Source organism: Shewanella rhizosphaerae (genome assembly GCF_019457655.1).
GTDB lineage: Bacteria > Pseudomonadota > Gammaproteobacteria > Enterobacterales > Shewanellaceae > Shewanella > Shewanella loihica.
Window position 1 is genome coordinate 716,027 of the sequence record NZ_CP080420.1, and the last position, 24,201, is coordinate 740,227.

Annotated in this window: 26 protein-coding genes; all 26 read right to left on the reverse strand. The window is 50.0% G+C overall.

The genetic code is table 11. The features are described 5' to 3' along the window. Positions 1-65 precede the first annotated feature (65 nt). On the reverse strand, positions 66-1,481 hold the full coding sequence (locus K0I63_RS03245) for a hypothetical protein (protein ID WP_220082508.1): 1,416 nt from the start codon (positions 1,479-1,481) through the stop codon (positions 66-68). A 97-nt stretch (positions 1,482-1,578) separates the two neighbouring features. Then, entirely contained in the window at positions 1,579-1,980 is a 402-nt protein-coding gene (locus K0I63_RS03250; RefSeq protein ID WP_011864440.1) for a hypothetical protein, read from the reverse strand. A gap of 233 nt (positions 1,981-2,213) precedes the next feature. Beyond that, positions 2,214-2,909, reverse strand: coding sequence for a hypothetical protein (locus K0I63_RS03255; protein WP_220082509.1), 696 nt, complete (start codon positions 2,907-2,909; stop codon positions 2,214-2,216). 344 nt (positions 2,910-3,253) lie between these two features. Further along, positions 3,254-4,285, reverse strand: coding sequence for a hypothetical protein (locus tag K0I63_RS03260; protein WP_220082510.1), 1,032 nt, complete (start codon positions 4,283-4,285; stop codon positions 3,254-3,256). A 69-nt stretch (positions 4,286-4,354) separates the two neighbouring features. Beyond that, positions 4,355-4,798 carry a hypothetical protein gene (locus tag K0I63_RS03265; protein WP_220082511.1) on the reverse strand — a complete coding sequence of 148 codons (444 nt, stop codon included), beginning with the start codon at positions 4,796-4,798 and terminating at the stop codon, positions 4,355-4,357. Between the two features lie 161 nt (positions 4,799-4,959). Beyond that, the gene (locus K0I63_RS03270; RefSeq protein WP_220082512.1) at positions 4,960-5,460 is read right to left on the reverse strand and encodes a hypothetical protein; all 501 of its coding nucleotides are present in this window, start codon (positions 5,458-5,460) and stop codon (positions 4,960-4,962) included. A 62-nt stretch (positions 5,461-5,522) separates the two neighbouring features. Further along, positions 5,523-5,801, reverse strand: a complete 279-nt coding sequence (locus K0I63_RS03275; protein WP_220082513.1) for a hypothetical protein — start codon at positions 5,799-5,801, stop codon at positions 5,523-5,525. A 66-nt stretch (positions 5,802-5,867) separates the two neighbouring features. After that, on the reverse strand, positions 5,868-6,311 hold the full coding sequence (locus tag K0I63_RS03280) for a hypothetical protein (protein ID WP_220082514.1): 444 nt from the start codon (positions 6,309-6,311) through the stop codon (positions 5,868-5,870). Positions 6,312-6,439: 128 nt separating this feature from the next. Beyond that, entirely contained in the window at positions 6,440-7,117 is a 678-nt protein-coding gene (locus tag K0I63_RS03285) for a hypothetical protein (RefSeq protein WP_220082515.1), read from the reverse strand. Between the two features lie 121 nt (positions 7,118-7,238). Then, complete coding sequence (locus K0I63_RS03290; protein WP_220082516.1) at positions 7,239-7,697, reverse strand: hypothetical protein; 459 nt, start codon at positions 7,695-7,697, stop codon at positions 7,239-7,241. A gap of 551 nt (positions 7,698-8,248) precedes the next feature. After that, positions 8,249-12,247: an IPT/TIG domain-containing protein gene (locus K0I63_RS03295; protein WP_220082517.1), complete on the reverse strand. Its 3,999-nt coding sequence runs from the start codon at positions 12,245-12,247 to the stop codon at positions 8,249-8,251. A gap of 78 nt (positions 12,248-12,325) precedes the next feature. Beyond that, entirely contained in the window at positions 12,326-12,973 is a 648-nt protein-coding gene (locus K0I63_RS03300) for a pilus assembly protein (RefSeq protein ID WP_011864445.1), read from the reverse strand. A gap of 32 nt (positions 12,974-13,005) precedes the next feature. Further along, positions 13,006-13,488, reverse strand: coding sequence for a tetratricopeptide repeat protein (locus K0I63_RS03305; protein ID WP_220082518.1), 483 nt, complete (start codon positions 13,486-13,488; stop codon positions 13,006-13,008). Beyond that, positions 13,476-13,820 (reverse strand): DUF192 domain-containing protein, encoded by a 345-nt coding sequence (locus K0I63_RS03310; protein ID WP_220082519.1) that lies wholly within the window; start codon positions 13,818-13,820, stop codon positions 13,476-13,478. The genes K0I63_RS03305 and K0I63_RS03310 overlap by 13 nt, the downstream gene beginning before the upstream one ends. Before the next feature lies 1 nt (position 13,821). Next, complete coding sequence (locus tag K0I63_RS03315) at positions 13,822-14,685, reverse strand: type II secretion system F family protein (RefSeq protein WP_011864448.1); 864 nt, start codon at positions 14,683-14,685, stop codon at positions 13,822-13,824. An 8-nt stretch (positions 14,686-14,693) separates the two neighbouring features. Continuing rightward, positions 14,694-15,545: a type II secretion system F family protein gene (locus tag K0I63_RS03320; protein ID WP_220059882.1), complete on the reverse strand. Its 852-nt coding sequence runs from the start codon at positions 15,543-15,545 to the stop codon at positions 14,694-14,696. Then, the gene (locus K0I63_RS03325; protein ID WP_220082520.1) at positions 15,538-17,247 is read right to left on the reverse strand and encodes a TadA family conjugal transfer-associated ATPase; all 1,710 of its coding nucleotides are present in this window, start codon (positions 17,245-17,247) and stop codon (positions 15,538-15,540) included. The genes K0I63_RS03320 and K0I63_RS03325 overlap by 8 nt, the downstream gene beginning before the upstream one ends. 9 nt (positions 17,248-17,256) lie before the next feature. After that, complete coding sequence (locus K0I63_RS03330; RefSeq protein WP_258406563.1) at positions 17,257-18,507, reverse strand: type II and III secretion system protein family protein; 1,251 nt, start codon at positions 18,505-18,507, stop codon at positions 17,257-17,259. A 56-nt stretch (positions 18,508-18,563) separates the two neighbouring features. Continuing rightward, positions 18,564-19,460 (reverse strand): Flp pilus assembly protein CpaB, encoded by an 897-nt coding sequence (cpaB, locus tag K0I63_RS03335; RefSeq protein ID WP_220082521.1) that lies wholly within the window; start codon positions 19,458-19,460, stop codon positions 18,564-18,566. A 14-nt stretch (positions 19,461-19,474) separates the two neighbouring features. Further along, entirely contained in the window at positions 19,475-19,666 is a 192-nt protein-coding gene (locus K0I63_RS03340) for a hypothetical protein (RefSeq protein WP_011864453.1), read from the reverse strand. A 7-nt stretch (positions 19,667-19,673) separates the two neighbouring features. After that, positions 19,674-20,345 carry a hypothetical protein gene (locus K0I63_RS03345; protein ID WP_220082522.1) on the reverse strand — a complete coding sequence of 224 codons (672 nt, stop codon included), beginning with the start codon at positions 20,343-20,345 and terminating at the stop codon, positions 19,674-19,676. Between the two features lie 4 nt (positions 20,346-20,349). Then, entirely contained in the window at positions 20,350-21,210 is an 861-nt protein-coding gene (locus tag K0I63_RS03350) for a hypothetical protein (RefSeq protein WP_220082523.1), read from the reverse strand. Continuing rightward, a complete protein-coding gene (locus K0I63_RS03355; protein WP_258406756.1) occupies positions 21,210-22,610 on the reverse strand; it encodes a hypothetical protein in 1,401 nt (466 codons plus the stop codon). The genes K0I63_RS03350 and K0I63_RS03355 overlap by 1 nt, the downstream gene beginning before the upstream one ends. 32 nt (positions 22,611-22,642) lie before the next feature. Further along, positions 22,643-22,951 (reverse strand): Flp family type IVb pilin, encoded by a 309-nt coding sequence (locus K0I63_RS03360; RefSeq protein WP_220044236.1) that lies wholly within the window; start codon positions 22,949-22,951, stop codon positions 22,643-22,645. Between the two features lie 85 nt (positions 22,952-23,036). After that, positions 23,037-23,312 carry a Flp family type IVb pilin gene (locus K0I63_RS03365; RefSeq protein WP_011864458.1) on the reverse strand — a complete coding sequence of 92 codons (276 nt, stop codon included), beginning with the start codon at positions 23,310-23,312 and terminating at the stop codon, positions 23,037-23,039. A 123-nt stretch (positions 23,313-23,435) separates the two neighbouring features. Further along, positions 23,436-24,056: a helix-turn-helix transcriptional regulator gene (locus K0I63_RS03370; RefSeq protein WP_220082524.1), complete on the reverse strand. Its 621-nt coding sequence runs from the start codon at positions 24,054-24,056 to the stop codon at positions 23,436-23,438. Positions 24,057-24,201: the final 145 nt, after the last annotated feature.

Genomic DNA, 24,201 nt, shown 5'->3' on the forward strand with positions numbered 1-24,201 from the left:
TAATTCCCTTTAAGTTTTTGAAAGTCGTTTTATCAATATCTGCTTGGTCATATTGCGTACACCAGCTAAGGCGTGGGGCAATCCGTCATTATGGTAGGCCCCTGCATAGATGCCTGGCGTTGCATCAGGTCGGCCATGGCCTGCGGCGATAGGCCTTTGTAGAGCAAGGCAACATTAGGCTGATTTGCTAATGGTTTTAAGGCGTCGCAGCGCGTCGGCGACATGATGGCGATCGACTCGGCCTGAGCGTTTGCCAGTGCCTGCCAGTCTTGGCTATCCACCTCGCTGAAGCTGAGGTTGCCCTTAAGCGCCTTGAGGTCACCAAAGGTGATGATTTGACTCTGTTCAATGTTCAGCAGACTGAGATGGCTAAGGCCAGCCAGTGGCGACAGGTCGGTCAGCACGCCGCCCTGAAGGCTCAGCATCTCCAGGTTAGACAGCTTGCTCAGGGCTTTTAGGCTGACCGAGTCGCTGGATAGGCGGCAGCTCAATACAGTGAGTGCCTGTGCCGATGTCAGCCCCAGTTGCGAGACCTGCAGCTCGATACAGGCTTCGAGCGTGTTACCTTGCAGACCGGACTGCTTAGGCGTCGTATTCTCTTCTCGTTGGTTAAATGCTTCACTGTCTACAGGATTTGAGCCATTAGTATTTGAATCAGCAAGGATTGTACTTGCTGCATTGGCGTCTGAACGGCTTGCATCAGTGCTTTTAGGTTCGGACCCTTTTAGCTCTGGTTCGTTAAGGCTAGGTTCGGTAAGGCTTAGCCCTTCAGGCTTTGGTGCCGACAGATCGGCCGCCTCTACTATTTCTGGGAGCCGCTCGGCCATGAGTCCTTCGAGCAATAAGATATCCTGGGCAACCGCCGGCATGGCCTGGGTAACATAGCAAAGCTTGCTGGTCTCCAGCAGGTTGACCAGCACGGCCGCGCGGCTCTGGCCGATATTTATCGCCATCAGTGCCGCGTAAGCCTCTCCCTGATCCTGGGTTTGAGTCAGGCCTTGCAGCTGGTTGAGATAGTCTTGTACCTCGTCTCTGGTCTGCTGAAATTGTTCGAGTCGCTTGGGCTGATAACAGCTGGAGTTTTTGTCGATTCGGGTGAGGAAGGCGCGATAGCGAGGCAGATACTCATTGGTCAGGGTTAACATCTTGTCCGCGGTGAGTGCCATCTCACCGATTAAGGCATCTTGCAGTAGTGGCCTGGCATCCTGGTATTGGTCAAGCTTGTTAGAGAAAGTCTCCATCTGCTCTTTGTGTTTGCGACTCAGCTGACGGGCACGCTCGGTCAGTGGCGTCGTTTCGAGTTGAAACTGTTTGATGGCTTCTCTGTCGGTATCTTTGTCGGTTCCTGTGCCGGTATCGGCAGAGGCTAGGCCGCTAATCGATACTAAGCTCAGCGCCGAGGTCAGCGCCAGTGCGCGCAGCACCTTGCTGCTGAAATTGGAGATGCTTTGGGGGATTCTAAGGTCTTGATCAAATAACACGACTTAGCCTTATCAGATGGCGAGCGTTGAGGGGGCGTTAATCTTGCGATTGAGCCGCCATGGCATAGAGGCTCGTGCCTATGCCATGGCGATTAATTTAGAAGTAGAGGTTGTCTACTAGCTTTTCGTTGACATAGAGCTCGCACTTATCTGCGGTGCTGCTCTTAGAGGATTGAACTATACCCGCGATGGCGCCGAAGGCACCGCCTTGCTTACCCAGCACAGACCCGAAGTAGCAGTGGCTTTTAACGGCAAAGTCTTTGTAGTTAGCCTTAAGGTTTTGGGTTGGGGTGTAAGGGGGGAATCGGCCCTGCATGATAGGATCGCCGTTGACGCTAAGGATCAAGATGTTCTTCTTGTCGTGGTAGCTGCCGTTAAATTTAAGCACTGTGCCATCGACTTCGACTGTCTTTTCCAGTGCCATGCGCGGGCCGGGATCTGAGGCGCAGGCGGTCAATAACAGGGCTAGGGTCAGGGCAGAGAGTGAAGCAATTTTCATTGATATAGTCCTTTATATGGGAAGAAATAGTCCTGAGTGGTTGAATGGTTTTGAGGATGAAATGCCTCTCAATATGCTTTATTCACAACCACTTAAAATAAGCCTTTAGGTTTATTCGTAGCGATCCTATCGCAAAATATCGGCCGGAAACATTATTCTTTAGGGTGTATTTTGGCGGTTTAATCGGCAAAAAAATCATCGTTATGCATCGCCTAAGCGCTTTCAGCGTCAAGTTAAGGGCTGATGAAAATCATCCATAGATTCAGCAGCAAGACGCTCGCCCCCAGGACGAGGAGAAAGCTACCCAGTCGCTCCTTGGGTGGCGTGCTTTCCTCCATGATGATAGGGTAATCGAAGAAGATGGCCAGATAGAGCAGGCTTCTGAGGGGATAGGCCATGCTGGATAAGCTATAGCTTTGCCCCCGTTTCAGCTTGATGACGAGCCTGTGGGCGCGCTTACACTCTATCTGGTTACTGTTTTGGTAGCTGTGCCAGTCGAACTGCAGCTGGGCTATCTCTTCTCGGCCTATGCTTTGCGACGACCCAGAGTTGCTGGTGAGAAAGGGGGGCAAGGTGATGCCAGATTGGCTAATGATGATCTGCTGATTGGCCTGGCTATCGGCCTCTATCCCCAGGTGTGTTTTAACCTGGCGTCTACGGATAATGGCGTAAACCAGCAGGCCTATTACGGTCAATATCGGGAAGCGCAAAAAATCGAACCTGGGGTCGACTGAAGGAATGAACAGCGCCAATAGAATGAACGGGAGCAGACTTGTGGCGAGCAGGAATTCTTTCTTAAGCGGCAGGGCAAAGAAGTTAAACGAGATGGGAAGCTTTTTCGTACTCTGCTTGTCGAGACCTAGGTATTGGCTCAAGAAGACGGTATCGAACCATTTCAGATTTTCCAGTAGGTGATTGAGTGAGTTCATCTCGATGAAAAGTCCCTTTTTCTTACATTTGTGTCGAGCATCAATGCTCTGATTACCGCCTAATACACCAAAAAGGGCAATCAATTTGCCCAAGAAGATGCTGAAAATATCTCAGATAATCGCTGTTGGTTCAAGGCTATAGCCGTAACGAGCGGAAATACCAGCTGTCACCTATGCGTAGGTATTTGCAAGCCGTCGCGCTACTGTTGCCTTTGTCACTGGCGATATAGAGGTTGATCTCCTAGGCCTCTAGCGCACCTAACTTCTCTTGCTCGATTTGGTAACTTTGGTTGGAAATCTTTTAAAATTACCCGATTTACTATTTTTGCTATGACTATCCAAAGCTAAGGTTTCAGGTAGGGTGCTAACCAGCTGTGGATGGCATAGCTGTGTTTTGTCGGTAACTTAAAAGCCAAACATTCAGCACCAAGTCGGGTAACTAGATAGGTATTTCTAGTCATGTTGACTACGCCAATTACATCTGAAAGTTTATATGTTTTTCTTGTAAATACACCGTGCTTAACGATCAGTTTGTCATTGTAAATCTTGAGTTTAACGCCCGATGAACGGTAAAAAAATATCCAAGAAAAAAAGCCAATCAGTAATACTGATAAGGCGTATTGAATAGGCATGGATACATAAGGTGTAAAAATTGACTCAGAAAAAAATAATACAAATATCACAATGAAAAATGCTATGCCTATAGTATTCGCCGCAAATAACCAGAATTTTAATGATGAAGCTGGCATGCCGCCAAGCGTCAATTGCTGAAAACTAGACTCTCGCACTAAATCATCATTTGGAAGCGCGGTCGGCTTATGGTCTCTTAATAACCCCTTAGTACTAAATTTATGCCTTCTATCCTGAATGACTAGCGCCAAATCGGTATCGAAGTGTTTTTCAAAAAACATCACGACATTGATCATAGTTGAGAGATTTCTGATAGTCAGATGCCATTCGGGGTGGCAATAGAACTTCAGCGCATAGTGATGCAGGATCGCTTCTTTATTATCAAAAAATGCCGCAAATTTACCGCTAGTAAATCCAGACATTTCCAGTAGAGATAAGTTGTTATTAGTCACAATCTCTTTTTCAGCAGTAATGCCGAACCAAGATTTTGTTTTTACAACCTCTTTACGGACCGCATCAATCGTTAACCGGTTACGCTTAAACACAGGGAAGAATAAACAACTACCGACTAGGGTAACGATGAGTGGCATGAATATTTCGCCCGTATCTTGGTAGCCAAACCAACCTAAATAGATGATACCAGCACCTATGGCGGCTAAAACAGCACCAAAAACAAAGTCTATAACGCCGCCTGTGTCCTGTAGCACGATCTGTTCATCGGTCTGCTTGTATATTTTATAGCTCATAAATCCCTTTAGTTTTTGCGTGATATAAAAATAAAATCCATATTGTAATAAGAATAGGGCTTTAGAGTACTAAGGTTTTTGGCTAAAGTACCAACGTTGATCATTATCTTGTTTAAAAGAGCAAGCGCTTCTTCGATATCGCTCCATAGTGCCTGCCTTGTATTTAAATCTGATCCGCTTGATTTTATGGCCTTTATACTCTGTATTTTCAATTTCATCTTTAATTTCAAAGATTTCATATTCAGATAGAGGTTCGTTCCCAAAGCGTTTTAGGTGTCCTTCAGGCCAATCTTTTTCAAGCATAGTCTCCATTCTTTTCATCGATTTAGGTAGTAAATGAAAGAATAGGTCTGGATCATTCTTTAAGAAACTGTTGATCATATAATCTTTACAGACTGCTTTTAGGTTGGCATCGGAACCATCTTCAATGCCTGCGAAGCGCTCCAGGGCATTTGCTGAGGCACCCACTAGCATCATGATAGATACTATGATAAGGCTTGCTACTAATCTCATATTAATCTCCATTAAATGCGCTTACGCGTGACATAGAGCTTATGGGGGCGTTGTTACATGATGCTATATTCTCACCATTACCATCTTTAACCATGATGACCAGCTAATGGGTAAAAAGGTTCTCATGGGTTCCTCTAAACTGTGTTATTTAAATTGAGAATTTAGAAAGGTAAATCATCTTCGAAATACCATTGGCCATTTTCTTCAAATAGCACACATCTTGCTCCACCCATTCTGTATTGGCCATTCTGTTTTTTAAATTTAAAGCTGTAGTTAATGCTCAAGACACGCTTAGCGTTGGGATAGTTTCCTTTTAAATTTGTACTCATTTCAAGAAAGCCAGAGCTTTCAGGTTTGAATACGAGAAAATCTAATAACTCGACACCGTCAGCTTTTCTTTTATAGCCATTTATGCTGAGACTAATCAATTTTCTCGCTCTTTTTCCATCCTGCCACTGTTGCATCATGGGGTGATAGCCCTTAATGATGTCATCGACTTTTTCATCACGTATATCGCGCATCATCTGCTCACAACGTGGTTTTAACTCGTAAACTTCTTTAGGTAAGTTTGTTTGAGCTGCAGTAACTGACGTTCCGAGCGTTAGGCAACACAAAATCGGTAATTGCCAGTAAGTAAATCTGTTTCCTTTATACAATGCCATTTAGTGACCTCTATCCTTGTCTAAATGTAAATGAAGGCAGCTTTGCTGTCTTCATAGTAACTTTACTCTTTTCGTAATACTGGAGCGATAATGCTAGTATTTGCTCTATGGATAATGTAGTAACATTTGCTGACTACTTTCCCCTTACCTCTGAGTCTTTCTTTGATGGGTTTTGTTTTTACCGCCTCTTTACGAATCGCATCAATCGTTAACCGGTTACGCTTAAATACAGGGAAGAATAAACAACTATCGACTAGAACAACTATGAGTGGCATGAATATTTCGCCGGTATCTTGCAGCACGATCTGTTCATCGGTCTGCCTGTAAATTTTATAGCTCATAAATCCCTTTGGTAAGCTTTAGACATTAAAAGTAAAGCCTTGTTAATAACCAGGGCTTTTATTTGATTAAGGTTTTTTACCAAAATACCAACGACCATCATCATGACGTTTGAAATAACAGGAAGTCCCCCTGTCATAAGCCATGATCCCAGCTTTATATCTTAATCTAATGCTTTTTGTTTGAAGTCCTTTGTATTCAGATTTCTCTATTTTATCTTTCATTTCAAACAGTTCGTATTCCGTTAAAGGTTCAGGACCAAATCGTTTTAAATGACCTTCATACCACTTTTTTTCGAGCCTTTCAGCGCGGCTTACCATTGATTTAGGCAATAAATGGAAAAAAAGCTCAGGATCATTTTTTAAATAACTGTTGACCATATAATCCTTACAAACCGCCTTTAGGTTGGCATCGGAACCATCTTCAATGCCTGCGAAGCGCTCCAGGGCGCTCGCTGAAATACTGAACAGCATTATGCTACTTATCGTTATAAGGCTCGCTGCTAATCTCATATTAATCTCCTTTTAATACCTTGATGCCTGGATTTTTGGGGCGACTATGGTTCCTGCTAATGTTCCCATTAATCTAATTACCATCCATGGTTTGTTCATTGGTTAAGTTCCTTTTTAAGCTGATGGGCTTACAGAAAATACTCTTTAAACAGCAAGCCAGTTACCGCCACAAGCGCAACGATAGGAAAGGCGACAAACAGGCTACGAGCGACTATGGTCAAAGAGTGTCGACGTTTTTGCGTTGCGATGGGGTAGTCGAAATAGACCAGCAGGTAGAGTAGCGGCTTAATCGGGAAGTAGAGGCTCTTCAAACAGATTGATTTACCCGATTGCACCGTGATGATGAGTTCGCTGACATCGTAGGTGGTGCGCAGGTCGCGCGTGCTGGGCCAATAACGCACGCCTATCTCCTTTATGTCTCGTCGCTGCATTTCCAAAGGGCCCGCTTTGATATCGATAAGGGGACTGCCGGGAATACAGACCCTTTCAGCGTTAATCTGGCAAACATGGGCTTTCGCCCGACCATAAATACTATTGATAAACAGTTTCTTGAGAAGCAGATAACTTATGATGGCGCCGATATTTAGCATCAGCCAGGCCTCTGGAAGCATAAGGCTAGGATTGATAAAGGGCAGAATGGCCAATGTCAGTGGGCCAATGAAAAAGAGTATTTCTAACGGCAAGGGCAGCGGGTAGAGCAACCTGGATGACTTGAGGCGAACGTCGCTGTCGCTAGTTAGTTGGTTCTTCCCCTTGAAATTTGTGGTACCAAACCAGGGAGTGTCGTCAAGGGGTAGCTTTTCCATACCAGTAGAATCCTTTCAAGCCGGTTGGGTTTGTGATTACCTGCTAAGATGTCAAAAAAGGGCAGTCAAGTTGCCCTGATTCTTGTTAAGAATGTCTCGGCTAATAGGTGTTAACTAAAGGCTATAGCCGTAACGAGCGGAAATACCAGCTGTCACCTATGCGTAGGTATTTGCAAGCCGTCGCACTACTGTTGCCTTTGTTACTGGCGATATAAAGGTCGATCTCCTTGGCCTCTAGCGCACCTAACTTGTCTTGCTCTATTTTGGCAACCTTGGCTGGCGTTACTGCCTTAATTTTTATGGTGTCAGGCTTAGCTTGGTATTCTTTAACATATTTACCATGGCGATCGGCGAGCTGTTTCCTCAAGGTTTTTTCACCGAAGATGCCTAGCCAGGGCTCGGGAAATTCTGCCACATAGGCGTCGAAGTCCTCTGTGGCGTAGATATCCAGCATCTTGATGCAGCGCTTAGCCAAGGGGTCATCACTGAAATTTTGCTCGGTCGATGCCTGGAGGTTGGTTGATATTAGCGTTCCCGCTAATGTTCCCATTAATATTAATGCCATCCATGGTTTGTTCATCTGGTTAAATCCTTGTTGAGTTGGTGGGCATTGCCTAGAAAGGGCTTGATTCTAGCCTTTAGACAATATTAAGGACGATGCCTTTGCTCCAAATTGTTGCGAAGAATATCCCAGATAAGAGGCTGGAATTCAAGGTTATAGACGGCGCTAACTGAAATAGCGACTGCCAATAACCCGTCAGCACTTACTCGGTTTGGTCGAACTTCGCAGCAGTTGAAATTGGCCCGTTATGGTTGTGAAGATTAAAACCAACCGTTGCTATATTTTAAATAATGGCCACTCACGCGAGGCAAATTGAATGCCGTACCAACAATTGGCATTGTGATTTTAGTGAGTGCGGTCGCACCAAATGCTTCCTGTTTATCAACACTAGCGTCGATATCGGGGACACCTTAACGAGTAAGCATTCATGTCGAGCATAAAGGCAGCTTTCGCAGCCTTTATGCTCATTTTTATTGTGACTTTACGTTTTCCATAGATTTGGAGTGGTAATAGGAGCCTTTATTTTTCATATTAAGGTCAATGTTACCAAAAGCTGTGTCACCCATGATCTATTCTTCTTGTAAAATCCTTACCTTGTTGGTTGCCGAGTTGATATAGGCACAGTTAGAGATCTTCGGATTGGTGCTCTTAGCTACCTTGATCTTAAAGGACTTGGTTGCATCTCGAACTAAGTCTCGACCAGACAAGGCATGGCTACCTGCTTCGATGGTGACATTGTCAGAGAAACAGATGTAGTAGGTACCAACATCGTCAGGAGCCTCGATACCTTTGAGTTCGGCCGTATAGTTGCCAGGTTGAAGTTGTGAGCTAATGTCGACCATTCTTGCCCCTGTGGTCATTAGGCCTGCCTGCTTATTGTCTAGCCAGAGTGCGTATTTGTCGTCGGCGAGGTTACCGTTGTCGCCGAAGCGCACCAGCATCCTGTTTTCGAGCAGAGTGAAGGGGGTATACAGAGTTTCTGATTCCCTCTTGACCGAGACGCTGCCTGTGAGGGCGTGTTCGGGCACTATGATTTTAAGCTCATTGTCTTTAACTTGAGTGATGACGGCTTTTTCCTGTCCGCTGCTGGCGGTAAACCAAACTTCGACTTTGTCGTCAAAACCGATTCCCTTGAGTGTCAGCACATCTTGTGGATAGCCTTCATCGGGATAGAGTTTATCGAGGGCGAAGCCAGTGCCAATTTTTATGGTCTTAGGGTCGCTGTAATCGGTCGATTTAGTGATCTGCTCTCTATGTTCGACTTCGACTCGTAGATCGCCCTTGGCGTCTTTGAGGTACTCTCCTGGAATGGTGACGATAAGTTCAGTGCCTGAGTCATTGACCTGGTATTTTGATATTTCGGTTTTGTGATCATTGTTGCCTTGATCATAGATAACCACCAGCGGATGCTCGTCTGGCCAAGGCCACCAGTTGTCAATCGGCTTGAAACCGGCACCACGTATGGTCAGTTCGACGCCTTTGTCTTCGGCGCTCACGATACCTGGGTTTAAGGTGATTATCTTCATTCCCCAGTTGACGTAGAAATCATATTGCGCGCCGACTTTATTTAAATCCCACCAAAACTTCGCAATATCGGCGCCGGAATCGACCCCTTTTAAGATATCCCATACGATGGCGACTTCACCTATGACGGGAATAACCCTCACGGCGATTTTCTTAAGTACCGCTTCGCCAATGTTGATCGGGCTTATCGACATCTCTTCAAGCAATGCGGTGAGGATTGGGCCAGATTTACCATTGGCCAAGGCATCCTTTTCCGTATCCAACATGAGCTTGATACGTCCCCAGATAAGCGCCTCGACGGCCTGGCTCCATTGACCATCCTTTTGAGCTTTTTCTATGGTATCTCTAATAAAATCAATATCATTGAACCCATGGGAAAGAATGATTTCGATGATATTCTTACCTCTTTTAAGCTTGGTCATTGGCCCTTGGGGAACCTTACCTGAAAGCCCGGCTACGTCTAGCATCAACTTGATCGATGGCCATATGCCGCGTTCGACCAGAGATCTCAGGTAGAGCTGAGAGCGAATCCTGACTTGATCGTTTTCCGTGGCAAAAGGTTGTGAATAACCGGGACTCAATACCGTGTAGACACAGTCGGTATAAGGGCACGCCTTAGAGGTCACATCCTGTGACCAGAGATCGACACCAAATAGCTGCAGATACTGGGCACCTATGATGTCGCGGTCAAACATGTCTTGGATATGCTCATGAGTCTTACCGGTTTTATCCGTGACATAGCCTTCCCCCTTCTCAAGATCTTTGTTCATGGGATGAACCCCAAGGCTGAGCAGGAGCTGAGAACGGTTCTGTACCTCCATGAAACCATCGTATTCCAGCGCCTTGTACCATTCCTCTTGAAAGGCTTTTCTGGTTGGGCTGATGGATATCTCATCCCAATAGGAGGCGCCGGGCGTGACTGTTGGTTTAATAGAGCCGTTGCTGGCTGCTTTTTGTACCATGCTCTTCTGATTGATGTGCTGGTCTTGAGTCTCATAGCCGTTCATTAGGTCTATGGCTATGGCGGTTGAGGCTTTTGCCAAGCCACTCATATTTGGAATTTTATTGAGATTCGGGTCTTGTTTTAGCTGTTCAAGGAACCTTTTGTCGTGGGAGGCAATGCGATTAACTGAGGGCATTAGCAGTATGTTGGAAAGTGCCAACCTGCCAGTATTGACCTCAACGGTTTGTTCGTCACTCATAACGGCCAAAGAGGTATAGGGAGTGAAATCTCCATCGATATGCTGATAGAGCTCGATAAAGCCGATAGCCTCGCGGATGACTCCTACCTGCACGCCCTTATCGCTAAGCGCCGTAAACTCGTTAGTATAGGCGTCTTTGGCGTAGAGGGCGGGCAGATCTGTGGCCGTTGCCTGGCTATTTAGCGTGACGGTTACGCTTGCCTCGAGGTTTAGGTAGACCTTATTGCTTAGCAGCTGCAAGGATTCCACATAGATGAATCCCGAAGTTGTTTCAGCCGGCAGGGTGATGATTGCCTGGTTATCGACCACAGAATCAGGACTCACGGTCAGGGTGCCGATATGAACCGACATGCTTGGTTGCAGGTTGCGCCCCCTGATAGTGATTTTATCTCCTGCCTGATATTGTCCCGCGCTTAACTCTTCAATGATAGGTGTTAGTGGTGAGGAAACTCTGAAGTATTTAGAGAGGCTTCTTTGATTCCCATCTGTCAGGTAATATTCGAAATCTTGCTCATCTGAGATGGATTCGGGTAGATAGAAGTAAAAGCCGTCATTCTCGAAGTCGGTCAGTTTGATGTTATAGATTTCGCTGCCGTTAATTAGTACCAGAGTGGCATTGGCGACAGGGATATCTTGTCCTTGGACGAAGACTCTTTCTCCTGGAAAGCTTCTATCGGTCAAGCTAATGCCTAGGCTGTCTTGGTATCTGACGGCAAACACCTGAAATGCCTCGGTGAGAGCGATCTTAGTTAGTCTGTCATTGTCATTGATATCAAACAGACCGTCAGAATCATCATCTCTGTCTAAGAAATCATAGACACCGTCATGATCGGTATCGAGTGGCTTATCGAGCTCCACGGCTTCGACATTATCGGCAATGGTATTGCCGTCTGAATCTGTATCGACAAATGCACCCATGCCATCACCATCGACATCGGCGAGTAGCTCTAGGCTGTCAGGTAGGCCATCGTTGTCGGCATCCGTGTCCAGCCAGTTGGGGATACCATCATTATCTAAATCCAGTTGTAGGCTGCCAAAGGCTTTGACATAGACTTCATTGGCGTCGTATACCCCATCACCATCGGTATCAGGATTGGCATCATTGATTGCCAGGGCTCTCTCCATATCTTGGGGGAGGCCATCGTAATCAGTATCGACAAATGCCTTCAGGGTATAGTTGGCGTTAGCATCACCAGCCAGATCCTGTTCGGCGATCGCTACGTAATAGGTTCCAGCGGTTTGGAACTTCACGCTGGCGAGTGTACCTATCATGCCGATTGGTTCGGCATTGTTTTTAATTTCAAAAATTGCCCTACCGGTTTCGTCCAGAATACTTATCGTCGGCTTGTAGGAGAAGTCATCCATGAGTAACAGGAAGGTAATGGGATTGTCCGCGTCGATGACTGCCTGGTCGACCTTGATGCGGTAGACATCACCGTCACCGCGCTCTTCAAAGGCCCCCTTTAAGGTAAAAGGGAAGCTACCTGGTACTAAGGTCGCGACCGCTGGATTGTCATTGAAGCTGGACTCAGTCGTTGTCGGATAGCTTTGCTTGCTGGCATCAAACGGATAGTCATCCAATTCATCTACCACGCCGTCGCTATCTTCATCCCTGTTTTCCCAGGTGCCCACCTGAGGGGGATCTGTGGGATCGGTAGGATCCGTAGGTTCGGTCGGCTCAGTGGGATTGGTGGGATCAACAGGGTCCACAGGATCTGTCGGCACCTGAGAGTTAGGGCCTTCTCCCTCTTTGAGTTCGCCGTTACACCCCGTTATTGCCAGGGTCGAGGTCAGCATGAGTGCCAGCCAATGTTGCTTGGTCAGGCGAGACGTGTGTTTCATTTTATATATCCCTATGATTTTACAAGGTCCAGAATTCTTGTTTGGTATTGAATATTGGGTTTAGCTGTTTCGCTGAGCTTACATTCGAAATGGTGTCTGCATACGCATCAGTCCCTGAGCCGTGATTGCCAAATACGTATCACCTGTTGCCAATCCCAGCACGTTGCAGGCCAGCTGTTCCCGGCTTGGGTTATAGAAGGGGGAGGTGACTATCTCCTTAATGAGGTAGTTGGCAAAGGGGACGATCAGCTTTTGGCACCAGCGCACCTCTATCTGCAGCAGGTTGGCGTCCTGCACATTCAGTTGTCGGTTATTGCCCACGTTCTTGGGGGCTGGGTCACGAAACATCAGGTTGTTGTTGGGGATCTCATAGCGAGAGCCTGTGTCATATCGACTTCGCACCTTGAAGCGGTCGAAGGTTTCCCTGTCAGGGCTGAGTATGGTTATTTGACTTTGTACCAAGGTGGCGAGTCTTGCCTTGGCGAAGGCCTGTACCGTGTCACTCGTGCCCGTGCCGTGGGCAAATAGCGGCATCATTCCCTGGGCCAGCCCTTTGCGCATCTCGTCAATATTGCCATGGTGTAGGGTGCCGGCCCGAACGGCGGCAACCGTGGCCGCATCCAGGGTGCTCTTGCTGGTATAGATAAAGGCCCACTGCACGATCAACATCATGGCAACCAGAATGATGGGAATAAGAAACGGCAGGGCAAGGCTGAACTCAAACATACTCTGCCCTCGCTGTTTCGAGCGTGCCGCTATCATAGCCCCGCCTGCGCCGTCGTTTGTGGCTGGCTCTGCAGCTGATTGAGGGCGTCGAGCAGCGCCTTGATTTGACGGCCAACGGCAGAGTCGGCATCGCCCTGGTTGCTGGCGGTATTGAGCAGATTGGTGGACTGCTTGATACGCACCAATCCCATGTTGTACCAGGCCTTCTGGTTATTTGGCTCTAGCTCGATGCAGCGTCGATAGGCGGCAATGGCCGCCTCATGACGGTTGGTACGGGTATAGATGTTACCCAGGCGAAACCAGGCGGGCGCATAGTTAGGTACGCTCTTTAGCACCTCGAGATAGAGGCTCTCCGCCTGGTCCAACATGGCCAGTTTGTAGGCATGCTCCGCCTGAGACTGAATCGCCATGATCTGCTCATTGCCCTCGTGCTCAGGCTTCTGAGGCGTAGCCGAACAGGCGCCGAGTAAAGCAGTCACGGCGACGAATAGCGAGAGGCGTATTAGTTTGCCCATGTCAAAATATCTCCGGTTTTTATCTGTTTGTGGGTGGAGTTGCCTGCGGCCAACTCCAAAACCTGAGTGGCACCTCGACAAGCACTGCTGCGCCAGGGCTTAAGATTTCGGGTGATCTTAAGCACCTTGTTGTTTTTATTGAGGTAGACGATATCCAGCGCATAGCGCATCCCTAAGGTATGCACCGAGCTGCAGGGAGCGATAAGCATCCCTTGCTCGTGAGAGAGGGGGCGACGACCTAACAGTCCCCTGAGTCTGAGCCAGGGAGTATCGGCCACGAAGACTTCGGTGATCGCCTGTCCGTTTGGGGTTTTCAGTGTGGTTTTCTTCATGTTAGAGCTCATACATAAACTTCATGGCAATCGGGAAGGCCAAGATCATAAAGGTCACGGGAAAGATGAAGACGATTAGCGGGAAGACCAGCTTGACCGGTGCCTCCAGGGCCTTCTTCTCGGCGCGCTGAAAACGCTCTATTCGGCGTTGATCAGACTGGATCCTCAGTGTCTGGCCCAGGCTGGCACCGGTTCTTTCCGCCTGTGCCAGGGCACTGACCAGGCTGTTGACCTCGGTCACCTGTACCCTATCGGCCATGTTACGAAACGCCTGGGCACGTGACATACCGGCGCGCATGTCGCGAATTACCTTCTCAAATTCGATGCGCAGTGGTCCGGCTGGGCCGCGCTCGACCGCCTGACTGAGGGCGCCCGTCATGTTCAGGCCCGCCTCGATCGACATGGTGAGGTAGTCCAGATACACGGGCAGGCTCTTGACGATCAGCCCCTGGCGTTTCTTACGCAGATCGTTGAGGGTCATCACAGGCAGAAAGTAACCGAACACGGCGGCCAGCAGCAGATATTGAGGCACATAGGCGTCGAGCATGGCGCTACATATGAGCGTCAGCCCCAGGCTAAACAGGGTGCTCAGGATGCGGATGGCAAAGTATTGCTCGGCGGTCATTATGTAAGATAACCCTGAGACCTGGAGCTTCTTGGAGACCCGCTCCAGATAATCGACGCTGAGGTTCTCACTGACATAGAAGGCCAGCAGGCGCACCAGGGGCCAGATAAGCTTGAGACCCGGCGATAGTGGGTCCATAAATTCACGGTTTTCCTTCGGTACTCTGTGGTAGATGCGGGCGCAGCTTACGGTCAGGAAAACAAAGGAGATCACGAAGCAGGCGACAATAAGATTGACCATGATTTTCCCTATACGTCTATCGCGACGATCTTACGGATCGACAGATAGCCACTGGTGAGCATGATGATGACCAGGGCAATCAGGGCCCAACCCATAGGCTCGGTGAGAATACGGCCCATGGCGGAGGGCTCCATGTGATAGAGCACTACGCCGATAAAGACGGGCAGCAGGGTCATTACTATGCCCTGCATCTTGCCCTGGGAGGTCAGGGCATCTATCTTGCCTTCCATCTCTATCTTGCGTCGCAAGGTGGCGGATAGGCGTTGTAGCACCTCCGCCAGGTTGCCCCCTACCTCACGGGAGATCTGCATGCCGGCGGTCACCAGCTGAAACTCCTCTTCGGGGATACGCTTAAACATGTTGTCCAGCGCCGTGTTGAACTCCACCCCCAGGCGCTGCTCGCGCAGGAAGAGCTGAAACTCCTGCTTGATCGGCGCTTCCATCTCTTCGGCCATAAACTCGATGGCGTTGCTGACGTTGGCCCCCGACTGCATCGAAGAGGCGATCATGTTGAGTGCATCGGGCAGCTGGTGGACAAACTTGCGGCGACGGCGCTTATGCAGGAACTGATAGGCGAAGCGCGGTAGCAGCGCCAGTGCGATACTCAGTAAAATCCCCAGCACCCAGGAGCCGAAGAAGAGCCGCACCAGGAAAGGCACCGCCAACAGAGTCAGCATGTTGATGACAAACAGCTGCCTAGGTTCGATAAACAGGAACATATCGAACAGGTTGGTGCGGGCCGAGCTGGTAAAGGTTTCCTGATAGCGTTTGGCGAAGCGTGTCGACAGATGCTTAAGCGCCCACACCAGTATGGTGACCGAGGCGAACGCCAGCATGGCGGCGATTAACGGACTACTCATAGCGGCTATCCTTGTCGAAGATATCCAAACGTACGGCGATCCCTTGTTTTCTCAGCTGTTCGTAAAACTCGGGCAGAGTGCCGGTTGCGGTGTAATAGCCCTGTACCTTGCCCTGCTCGTCGAAGCCGGTCTGCTGGAATTTGAAGATCTCCGACAGTTGCACCACAGTGCCTTCGATGCCAGTAACTTCACAGATGCTGGTAACCCGGCGCGAGCCGTCACAGAAGCGCGACTGCTGCACTATGATGTTGACCGCCGAGGTGATCTGCTCGCGGATCGCTGTGACAGGTAGATCCATTCCCGCCATCATCACCATCACCTCGAGACGTGAGATACAGTCTCTTGGCGAGTTGGAGTGTGCCGTGGTAAGTGAGCCGTCGTGACCCGTGTTCATCGCCTGCAGCATGTCGAGCGCCTCACCGCCACGACACTCACCGATCACCACGCGATCGGGACGCATCCGCAGACAGTTCTTCACCAGATCGCGGATCTCTATGGCACCTTTGCCCTCCTGGTTAGGGGGACGGGCCTCGAGGGAGACCAGGTTAGGCTGATAGAGTTGCAGTTCGGCGGCATCTTCCACCGTAACGATACGCTCGTTGTCTGGGATGAAGTTAGACAGTACGTTCAGCAGAGTAGTCTTACCCGAGCCAGTCCCCCCGGAGATGACGACGTTGCGCTTCTGCTTCACGGCAATTTCAAGAAACTCCGCCATGGCCTGGCTCATGGAGCCAAAGGCCACCAGATCGTTGCAGCTCAGGCGTCGCTGCATGAATTTACGTATGGTGATGCAGGGTCCCTTGAGTGCCAGCGGGGGGATCACCGCATTCACGCGGGAACCATCCTTGAGGCGCGCATCCACCATGGGGGAGCTCTCGTCGATACGTCTGCCTATGGGGGTCACGATACGTTCGATGGCGCCGAGTACCGCTTGATCGTCGGAGAAGGCGATATCCGACAGGTAGAGATTACCCGCCTTCTCATAGAAGATCTGATCATGGCTGTTGACCATGATCTCAGTGACATCCGGGTCGGCAATCAGCCCCTCGAGCGGGCCCAGGCCTATGGTCTCGTCCAAGACCTCTTTGGTCAGCGCGGAGATCTCGATATCGTCGGGTAACTTAAAGTTGTCGATGATCTGCTTGAGCAGCACCTCACTCTGTGCGCGCAGCTCGGTATCACTCATCTCGTTAACGTTAACCCGGCGCAGATCCATCTGCTTGAGTAGCTCGGTATGTACCTTGCGGCGCCACTCGTTGCGTCTCTGAATCTGGGCGCTCTGCTCCGTCACTATTGGAGGCTGCGCCTCGACAGAGGTTACAGCAGCTGCCACGGGAGCGACTGGTGCCACGACGGGCGCTGCAGGTGGCGGTGGCGTCTCGGCGGGGGCACTTGCCTGAAATTGCGGATCGCTGCTCTGTACCCTGAGCTGGTAATCGCCCACCTGAATCTTATCGTTGAGGGTGAGGGGACCGAACTCCTGATGTTTCTCGTCGTTCACGCGTACGCCGGTTCGGCTCTTGTTGTCGACGATGAAGATCCCCTCCTCATTTTGCCGCAAGGTGGCGTGATGCTTGGAGATCTTAAAGCCCCGAAGGACGATCAGCTGATCGGGATCTTTACCCACACGGCATTCGCGGTGGATACATTGAAACTCGCCGACCTTGGTGCCCTTGGTGGTGCTGACTAAGATGTTAAACATGAGCTGCTCCTAGTCCAAGATATAGAAAGCTTCGAGCTTGGTGGCTTCTTCCGCCATCTCCAGGCCGCGATTGAGTTGAGTGTCATGCTCCTCCTGCCCGGGATAGACCACCACAGGGGTGACGAAGATGACCAACTCTGTCTTGTCGTCTTTAAAGTCGCGAGACTTGAAGAGTTCACCCAGGATGGGGATATCGCCAAGCAGAGGGAACTTGTTGACTATCTTGGACATTTCACTGTTGACCAGGCCAGAGATCACTATGGTCTCGTTGTTCTTCACGTTGATCACAGACTCGGTGCGGCGGGTCAGCATGCCTGGCACACCATCGACGGCCACAGAAGGATCGATTGAGCTGACCTCGGCCATGACCCGGCTGACGATGTTTTGTTGCTCGTCTACCACGGGCTCGATGTCCAGCTTGATGCCGTACTCTTTATATTCGACATCCACGGCGCCCAGGCCGCTGACGCTGCGGATGGGGAATTCGCCACCAGCCAGGAAGCTGGCCGACTCGCCGCTGCGGGTGGTCAGGTTGGGCTGGGCCAGCAGGCGGGCATCGCCCTTTTCAGATAGCAATTGGATCTGGCTGCCGATACCCGAGACGATACCTAGCGAGCTCCAGCCACGGGTATCTAAGACGCCTATGTTCTCGGTAATGGATTTGGTGATCGCCTCTGTGTATTGGCCGGGTGAGGCGACGTTGAAGATAGGGTTGGCAGTAAAGCCCTTAGCTACCCCATATGCCGGACCAGCCATGGAGGTTTCCCACTTGATGCCGACGTTGTTGAGGGTCGACTTGTTGAACTCGACTATCTTGACCTGCATCTTCACCATGGGTGACATTGTCTTGGCAAACTTGAGGTATTTCACCAGGGAGACGACGTTAGGATCGCCTTCGAGGATCTTCTCCAGCTGCTCCTTCTGGGCAAGGTCGGCTTCGCCCTGAACTATGATCAGGCCATCGCTCTCTGAGACAGTGAGCGACGGGAAGGCGGCGAGCATCTTCTTGACCATGGTCGTGGTACGCAGGCTGTTGTCTGGGGTGACGGTGAGGCTGAGCTTGATCAGCTTGCCATCTTTTTGCCATAGCTGCAGGTCGGTATTGCCCGGAGCCTCGCCGATCAGCAAGACGCCCTTGTTATCGACGACCTTGGCGCTGAGCACCTTGCCGTTACCCACGACGATACGCTCGACGTTGGCGGCCTTATAGAGTTCGACTGCACCGACATAGAGCTTCATGGGGCGATTGTTGTGTGCCATGCTGGATGCGGGCAGCAGTAGGCATATCCAAAAAAATGCGACAATTTTCAATGTTTTCATAGTACGGCTTTATCTTTTTGTTGGCTGAGTTGCTCTAGCATCTCTTTGGGAAGCGGGTAGGTTTGGGTACTGGTCTTGATGCCACTGCCACCGGTGATCACCTCTACGGCAAGCTCGTGGTTTTCCTCTTCGCGATTAAACAGCTGGCCTTCATGCATAGAGATAAACTCCAGAGCGCTAGACTCCTTCTGGTTTCTCAGCAGGGTGACAAAATCACCTTTCTGTTTTGCCAGTGAGACGCGCGCCGCATCGTTGACCGATAGCGCCAGAGTGACTGTGTTATAGGCGTTCGGGTTATCGTATAGGGTGTCGACCAACTCGGGATTGACATCTATGCTGCGTCTGCCTGTGGCTAGCACAGTGACATCCTCTAGCAGCAGCTGGAGTCGTTTTCGCTCGCCATCGCGCCCCTCTTCTTTGAAGGAGAGCAGCAGATCGATATGATCCGAGGGCACCAGCATGCCGGCACTCGAGTTAATCTCATCGATATCTATGGTGACGGCACGTTGGCCCTCTTTAAGAATGTCGGAGAACTGCGCCACGCGCATGCCGGGCAGATAGGTCTCGATCAGCGGGCGACCCGGTGCCATGGGTTGTAGCAACATCTGACCTGAGACCTCGCCGAAGCGGCTGGGATGTATGGCGTCCAGGGGCAGGGTATCGGCGCGGATTTGACGCACAGACATGTTGGCCTGGGAGATTATGTCGCCCTTTTTCAGAGGCTGGGTGGCGACGATCACATCGGCCATGGCAATGTTGTCCTTGGTTAACTCATCTCTGAGTTCCTGCTCTTTGGCTATGAAGTAGTTCTTGGTCGCCCAGGCCGAAATACCACCTAAGATCAAGGCAATAACTAGCAGCACCCAATTGAAGTCAATTGATTTTAATTTCATCGTTAAACCTGAAGTTAGTTGGGGAGTATCGAGAGCGATTTCGTGTAGGCAAACGCCGTATACCACTCGGTGAGGGCATCGGCGCAGAGGTCTAGCACATTGTCATCATTGCTGACGGGGGTGAGCAGGGCGGCGACTAAGGCGCCGCATACCACCAGGTATTCGACGCTGGCCTGGCCCCGACAGCGGGTGTTGCTTAACTGCATGGGTTCATCATCCTTGTTTCACTTGATTGGCAACTATGTAAACTTGCGAATTACGGGTGTCGAAACTGATGTCGACGCTGTTGGTTCCCTGGCTCATCTGAAGGGCGGCCTTTCCCGATTGGGTATCGAGTATGGCGGTCTCTTCCACCCAGCCTCGTTGCTGATAGTGGCGGCGGTAGTAGTGATAGTTACTGGCCAGGCTACGAGTGCTGCTCAGTACGATAGTGCGCCCCTGCTTGTAGAGGTCGGTGGAGGCGATATCTGACAGCACGGTCGCGCCGCTGGGCTGGGGGAAGGTGTTGCGTCTAACCTTAGCCAGTTCATTTTCTTCCATGTTCTTAGTGATGCCGACAAAGGCGGTGACGCCATCAAACTGCTGGCTGATGCGGGCGGTCAGCAGATAAGGGGGTTGCAGACTATTGATCACTAAGTCGCCATTAAAGGGGCGTGAGTCGAAGCGTTCGCTATCTTTCTGCCAGGCTTTAGTAAAGAAGGCTGCCAGCTGAGCCTGGCTCTGGGTGTCTTTGACCACCCAAGTCTTCATGGGGTAGCCGTTGTAGCGCATCTCATCGGCGACTATCTCTACCTTGGCGGTGTCGGGAAAATTTACTTCAGGCCAGTCGCTTGCCTGTGTAAGGCCGGTGAATAGGACGAGAATAAGGGGGAAAAGCGATTTCATGGGGTCAGCCTCCACAGTTCTTGGTGCCATAGGTACATAGGCGGTTGGCGGGCAGCACATCGGGCTCGACGAAACCTAGCTTCAGCGAGTTGGACTTGATCTCCTTGCCGAAGGGGATAATGCCAATAAGGTTCTGGGCGGTGCGGATCACGCCAACGTCCATATAGTTGGTCAGCACCAATCGTCTTACCCGGTTCTTCACATGGTAGGGGCCGGCGGCGTTCCAGCCTGAGGCTAGCAGGGCGCTTTGACCTTCGATGCTCAGGTTTAGTTGGTCGAATGGACTCATTTCGAGGTTTTCCAGATCTGTCTTGACCTGGGTGCGATAGAACTGATCTCTGGGCAGTTTAAAGCCGGTAAAAGAGAGCATGCCGACGGCTCGCTCGACACTTGCGCCATAGGTCCCAGGTGTTCCAGAACCTTGCTGACTGCCGCTAATTCTGGCCAGTTCCTGTTCATCCTTGGCCGACTCCTGCAGGTTCTTTAACAGCAGGCTATTTGTGCCGTCGCGCTTGAGGGGATACTTGAGGAGCGGGTGGACGTTGTTGTCCCAGCTCCATTGATCCTTTTGTCGGGTCGCTATCTTGCGGCCATCTTGCTGATAGAAGCGCCAGGGCAGGTATTGCATCTGCTCTTCATCTGAGCGAATGGCCACATAGAGGCCGCTACGGCTTGGCATTCTGTCGGGGCGACTCTCTTTCCAAACGGTGCGTTCCCAGGCGTTATAGTGCGCGGCCTGATCTGCCCTGTGCTGGGCGCTAGAGACCTTAGCCAGTAAGGGGAAGATGATCAGCAGGGGGACAATCACAAAGCTGAGCCCTACGACACTCTCGACCAACGCCTGGCCCTGTTGTTTCTTGGCCATTAGAGCATCCTCGTTAAGGCCAGCACTGTGCTGCGCTCGCCGTTGGTGGAGTCGGTCAGACGGGTCTGCCAGAAAGGGTTATAGAGGTTGCCATATTCGTGGCGGCCATCTCGTCTAGCCCAGGAAGAGGTGATTTGCATCAGATCTCTTGGGCGTGAGTAGTAGGCCTGCGCTGTCGCCAGGGCCGTCATGCGATTGCCGAGCATCTCTTCGTCTTTTGCCGGGTTAAGGCCATCGCCCACCAGTTGCACACTGCTTGATGTGCCGACATTGTTGCGTTTTTTAGAGACCACAATGGCGATGTTATCCGTCTGACTCTTCTTGTTGGCGCTGCTTGAGAGACCGAAGAAGGGGCGGACACCATTGTAATCGCCACGGGTTTCCTGGGCGTAACCTGCGTATCGGGATGCAGTACGGTTGATGCGGCGACTGCTGCCCCAGGTTTGGCGATCACCTTCGCGGGGAATATCGGCGCGATCATCCGAGCTGGTCGAGCCCCAGCCGAGCGGGATCTCTCTGTATCCGCGCCAACGGCAACCGGACCAACTACAACGAAACTTGGAGAGGTGGAAGCTGATGGTATCCATAGAGGTCCAGGATTCAGCCTGCCTATCGTCGTAGGCTATCAGATCGCTACCACCGGTTTTCTGGGTCTTCCAACGTATAGGGAAGACGGTCATCGACCAGATCCCCCCAAGTTTATAGGTTCTGTTTTTACTGAAGGGATCGCGTGACGCCAGAGTCACACCGATGAAATCTTTAAACTGGGTCTCTTTGCTATTGGGGTTGCGGCTATGGCGCTTCTGGAACGATATCCAGGTATCTTTCACATCGACAAACAGTAGTGGATTTTGCGCCAGATCCAGCCTGGCATCGCTATCATTGGCTTTGACCACCTTGCCGGCCGATTCGATGCTAGAGGCCATGCCAGCGTAGTGGATAACCTGTTGTGAGCTGCTCAAGGTCCAGAGAATGGCGTCTTCGGCGTAGATCAAGCCTTCAAATACGGGTTGCGCCACCTGATTGATGGTACCGACAGCCTTCTCGATACCAGCAAGCACCTGGCCAAGATAAGGTACCCAGCAGAGGGTTGTGCAGGCATTTTGCGCGAATTGGTCTGTCATGTTGAACCAGGAGGAGAGCCCGACCATCTGGGCGATGGCGACTTGATTCGCGACAGATGCACGGTTGGTATAGGCCTTGAAGTTGAAATCTCGGGCGGCAAAGGTCGCGACGCTGTAGGCCGTGTTGTCGGCAGTATTCTGCAGCTTGGTTGCGTTGAGATTGACCTTGGTTGTATTAAAACTGTAGAGCACAGACATGAGTGCGAGCGACATCAGCATTAAAGACAATGCCATGGCCTGCCCTCGCTGTTTGGAGCGCATGGTATTTGGTTTCATAGGAGTCTCTTGGCTAGTCGAAAAGGCTGGGGTTAATCTACGCCGCTACCTGAGCCACTACCTGAGCCAGTACCACCACTGGCACTATTCGCCCCTTGGTCATAGTTACCTAGGTTGTAATCCTGGTTGGCAACACCATTTGCTGCGGTGGCTGCGCCTTGTGCTTGACCAATTTGACCGTTAGCACTCTGCCCTGAGACCTCGGCGGAAAGGCCGGCGACTTGGTTGCGCACCGTCTTGCCGAAGAAGCTGTAGACGCCAATTGCCGAAACGGCGATTAAGGCGACTATGATGATATATTCGGTCATGCCCTGACCTTGTATGTGTATCTTTTTCACCATAAGTTCCTTTTATGATTTATGGAAAGGCAAGTGCCTTGGCACTTGCCTTAGTCTTGACCCCAAAACAGGTTTAACGCTTATAGGGTTAGTTAGTACCACCAGCGCTGCTGTTTGCAGCTTGGTCGTATGTACCTAGGTTGTAATCCTGGTTGGCAACACCATTTGCTGCGGTGGCAGCGCCTTGTGCTTGACCAATTTGACCGTCGGCGCTTTGACCTGACATTTCGGCAGACAGACCGGCAACCTGGTTACGGATCGTCTTACCGAAGAAGCTGTATACCCCGATGGCTGATACGGCAATCAGTGCGACAATGATGATATATTCGGTCATACCTTGACCACGTTGCTTTTTCTTTAACATCTCTTTTCTCCTTGAGAATATATAATTAAGACTCGGTTATTTTATCGTCATACCTTAGTCTCTCAATTATCCCTAGGAATAATATTGCCTCGCTGAACCTACCCGTTGTTATTATTTTCCTACCTATAACTGATTATATTTAACCAGGAGTTGTCCTCGGCTCTTACAATCGGTTTTTTTGTAAATGTTTTGTAAATGCATCTTGATGGTATTTATTGAAACGTTCATTTTATTTGCGGCTTCTAAGTTGCTCAGGCCTTTACAGATAAAAGAGAGCACCTCTTTCTCTTTCTTGGTGATCCCTTGAAACAGTGCATGTTGCTCTGAGGCTTTAGCCGGTTTTTGCTGTGTCTGAATATAGTGCGACAGGGCGCTCAGGCTAAAAAACAGGTTGCCCTCGAGCACATTGTCGAGCATCTGCATGATGGCGTGTGCCGGGCTGCAGGCCTTGGTTGCACCACTAAACCCATGTTTTATTAGGGTTAACTCATCATCCATCGAGAGGTTTTCGCAGATGGCGATATGTTTGCCTGCCGACAGAAGCTCAGGATCTATCTGACCGAGTTCGCCGTGAACGTCTTTGAGGAAATGAAACAGAATCTTGGGGGCTTTCTGTGGGTTGTGCCAGGCCGCTAGCGGCGTAATACTGGCATTAACCTTTAAATTGAGTAGCCCAGAAATATTCTTTAACAGCTGAATATTTTTCGGCGACCGGCTTAGGGTAAATAATTCACCATTATACATTTCACGTCCTTATGAGATTTATAATGTACTACTTTGTTACTAATAGGGTTTGTTTATTTTTTCGAGCGTAAGACTTTATTATGACTAAATTATTAAACGCTCGTTTATTTGTTCATATTCTATATAAGAAGGATTTAATATCAAG